This window comes from Escherichia sp. 94.0001 (assembly GCF_013369155.2).
Lineage (GTDB): Bacteria > Pseudomonadota > Gammaproteobacteria > Enterobacterales > Enterobacteriaceae > Escherichia > Escherichia coli_F.
Window position 1 is genome coordinate 1 of sequence record NZ_JABWMS020000216.1, and the last position, 684, is coordinate 684.

General features: G+C 30.8%; 1 pseudogene. It reads right to left on the reverse strand.

The features are described 5' to 3' along the window. Positions 1-229 precede the first annotated feature (229 nt). Positions 230-684: pseudogene (locus HEN33_RS25320) on the reverse strand (type III effector protein); the annotation flags it as partial.

Genomic DNA, 684 nt, shown 5'->3' on the forward strand with positions numbered 1-684 from the left:
GTTAATGGAAATTCATTCAAGAAAAAAAGATGTTAATGTGATTGATAATTGGGAAAAGGCACTGGTAAATTTACAATATTTATTAGTTAACGCAATAAAATAGACTAAATAATAAGTCTGTATCTCTTGTTCATCGCAATCGCACTCTACGGTTTTATCCTGCTGAAATGAGCCTGTTTCCTGACACGGATATAAACACAAAATAGAGTGCTGTAGTTAATCTTTTTGGTTATTCAGAGCAAAATAACAGTAGTGATTCTTTATAAAAAGTAATCTCTCTATCATTTTTATATAAATCATCATTAAGATAATCCAGAAGCTCTTGCCTTACACTATAAATATTAGCTTTTTGGTCTACCAATGACGATAATATATCTTTGACTCCTTTTAATTTTATGACTCTATCAGATATTGTATTAAGGGTGAAGAGGATATTACGTTTATTAGAGCTTGAGAACCAATACTTCAAAATATTATCAGACCATTCTCTCGGTGTCTTAATTAGTTGCGCTTTTGTTCTGACTTTATCGAATGTGGAATCACTAAAATTTGTTCCTACGCACGAAATGAAATTCATTTCTGACTTGTCAAAATTGCAATTACGCATCTCACACATATCAAGATTAACATTTTGAAATATCGAATAATTCATATCGGCATGTGAAGAAGAACATGCAATAAACG